General features: G+C 32.7%; 4 protein-coding genes and 1 riboswitch. All 4 genes read left to right on the top strand.

Features of this window, described 5'->3' with window-relative positions:
* A partial coding sequence (locus NK213_RS19645; protein WP_371926475.1) for an ABC transporter permease occupies positions 1 to 369 on the top strand: 369 nt, incomplete at its 5' end.
* Between the two features lie 42 nt (positions 370 to 411).
* Positions 412 to 1,101 (top strand): XRE family transcriptional regulator, encoded by a 690-nt coding sequence (locus tag NK213_RS19640; protein WP_253352493.1) that lies wholly within the window; start codon positions 412 to 414, stop codon positions 1,099 to 1,101.
* A 127-nt stretch (positions 1,102 to 1,228) separates the two neighbouring features.
* The gene (locus NK213_RS19635) at positions 1,229 to 1,849 is read left to right on the top strand and encodes a helix-turn-helix transcriptional regulator (protein ID WP_253352492.1); all 621 of its coding nucleotides are present in this window, start codon (positions 1,229 to 1,231) and stop codon (positions 1,847 to 1,849) included.
* An 84-nt stretch (positions 1,850 to 1,933) separates the two neighbouring features.
* Entirely contained in the window at positions 1,934 to 2,170 is a 237-nt protein-coding gene (locus NK213_RS19630; protein WP_253352490.1) for a hypothetical protein, read from the top strand.
* Positions 2,171 to 2,478: 308 nt separating this feature from the next.
* Positions 2,479 to 2,575: riboswitch (TPP riboswitch) on the top strand.
* Positions 2,576 to 2,675: the final 100 nt, after the last annotated feature.

Genomic DNA, 2,675 nt, shown 5'->3' with positions numbered 1-2,675 from the left:
GTGGGAATAAATGTATATTTGATAAGATATACAGGAGTAGTAATGTCAGGACTTTATGCAGGGCTTGGAGGAGCATATATGACAACAGTAATGCTTCCGTCATTTAGCAATAATATGTCGGCGGGAAGAGGATTTATGGCAATGGCGGCAATGATATTTGGTAAATGGAAACCATGGGGAGCAATGCTTGCAAGTTTCTTATTTGCTTTTGGAAGTGTATTGGAAGTACAGTTAAAGATTCATTATCCGAATTTTCCGCAGCAGTTTTTGGCAATGATCCCTTATGTACTGACATTATTAGCACTGGTAGGATTCGTAGGGAAAGCAAAGGCACCGGCTTCTTCGGGACAGCCTTATGAAAAACAATAATAAAGGATATAAAGAATTTTTTTGAAAGAGCGGGTGTTTGGGATGTTAAATACAGGAGAAATACTGGAAAAATATCTAAAAGGCAGAATGAGCATGACGGATCTGGCGGGTTTACTCGGAATTACACCGCAGTATATAAGCAGTGTGCTGAATAATACCAAAAGACCTTCCAAAAATTTTCTGGAAAAGTTTTATATGATTTTTGATGTGTTGGAGGAAGATAAGGAGGCAGTGGACAGCTATGAGGAATTCAGACGTCTTCCTGAAAACTTTCAAAAAGAATATTTGAAATTAAAAGAAAAAAACTCGAAAAATACCCCGAAAGGTTCCGGGATAGTAAAGTTTCCGCTGAGAGCTATTGTAGAATCAGGACTGGGACTTTTGAACGAACTTGAGAAGGAAGAATATATAAGTATTCCTGAAACAGAATATGTATCTGAAAACAGCTTTTTCGTGAGAATATACGGTAATGAACTGGAATCTGAATTTATAAATAAAGATATGCTTCTGATAGATCCTGAAAGCTGCGTCGATCTGTATCTGATGAACAACAAAATCTGTGTTTTGAGGTATAATAATGATTTGTTTTTACGGAGAATAGAGTATTTTAAAGAGGTGGTAATTCTCAGATGTATTAATAACAGACTTAATCCCATAGTTATTACAGGTGAAAATATAGAAAAACTTCAGTGTATAGGACGTGTAAGACAAATCATAAGGTATATTGAGTAATATACAAATTTCAGGTTCAGTGCTTATCTAAATAAATTTATTAATTAACTTAATAGAAACATTACTTTTTTTTGTATTTTTTTTAAAAATATGCTATGATGTACAAAAAAATATTACAGGGGGCGAAATGTTTTTAGATTTGTTAAAAATGCACATTGAGGAGAGAGGTCAGAGATTTTCTCAGATAGCAAGATATCTGAATAAATCTGTATCATACGTAAACGAAATTCATAAAGGAAGAAGAGAAATAAAGCTTGACGATATTATCAGGTTTGCTGAAGCTCTGGATCTGGACTTTTATGATAAAATAGAATTTGTAGAGCAATATTTGTCTGAAAAATATCCGGAATTATTTAAAGTTTTGAAAATGAATGTCAGTGCAATAGACAGTATTCCTGTTCTTGAGACGGGAGAGCTTCCAGAACACGGCAAAAAGCTGGAAAGCCATACACATATACCTGTTATTTATTCTAACATAAAGGGTATGCTGGCTATAAAACTGGAAAAAGATCTCGTCGAAAATAAATTTTTGAAAGATGATTACCTGATTTTGAAATTAAGGGAAGATTCAGGATTTACCAGAGAATGTCCGGGTAAATATGTACTCTATCCCGATGAAAACGGTGTTTATCTTGATAAAGTGACAGAAGACAGCGGGAAATACTATTTTCTCGCCAAAAATACAGAGATCCCTGATACTAATAAAATAATTGGTTACGTAATAGGTAAGTATACTAATATTTTTTAGGTTTAATTTATAATTGACTTTTTACACAAAAAGTGTATAATATTAATGATGAAATATAAAGTCAATTTGGAAAGGGTGGTTTTTGTGGAAAGGAATACGAATTTCAGGCTTATTGCAAATGTCGAGAGAATTTTACAGGAAAGAAACAGAGAAAGGGAAAAGGAGAATCTTCCGAAAATCAGAAAAAAAGATCTGGATTCACGGGCAAATGATACTTTATACAGACTCAGGCATAATCTCAATTATCCCAATCTGTCTACAATAATGAGATGGGCAAATGTGCTGGATGTGGATATAAGCGAATTTTTTCAGCCTATTTAAAAAATATTATATATAAAGATACACAGAATATAATGGTTTCTGTGTATTTTTTATTTTTTCTGTATTTTTCTTTTTATACAGTAAGAGAATTATTCTGAAAATATGAAAATGGATTAAAAAGTAAGAAGGGTTGAAAATTTCGTAGAATAAATTCAACACAGGATTTCATAAAATGAAATGTGAGAAAAGTATATTAGAATCAAATGGATAAAATAGAGAATTATTAGAAATTATCTAAAAGAAAAAGAGAAATACAGAAGTTAACTTAAATTAAAGTTGACGAATGAACACTCAAGTGCTACACTGGTTATTATATGCGGGGGGACTGCTTGCAGTTGAGAAGGAAACCTGACCCATAGAACCTGTCAGTTAATACTGGAGTAGGGAAGCAGTTACAAAACTATAATTTTTTGATTAAGTGCTTTCTGTATTTTTGAGGCACCTTTTTTATTTTAATAAAATTAAATATTATGCGGGGGGACTGCTTGCAGTTGAGAAGGCTAAA

The organism is Sebaldella sp. S0638 (assembly GCF_024158605.1).
Taxonomy (GTDB): Bacteria; Fusobacteriota; Fusobacteriia; order Fusobacteriales; family Leptotrichiaceae; genus Sebaldella.
Note: the sequence above shows the minus strand (reverse complement) of the source record. Positions and strands in the feature narration are given on the sequence as shown.

Bases quoted from the DNA above. Each gene is read 5' to 3' on its own strand.
- NK213_RS19635 (WP_253352492.1), top strand. From the start codon at position 1,229: ATGTTTTTAGATTTGTTAAAAATGCACATTGAGGAGAGAGGTCAGAGA.
- NK213_RS19640 (WP_253352493.1), top strand. From the start codon at position 412: ATGTTAAATACAGGAGAAATACTGGAAAAATATCTAAAAGGCAGAATG.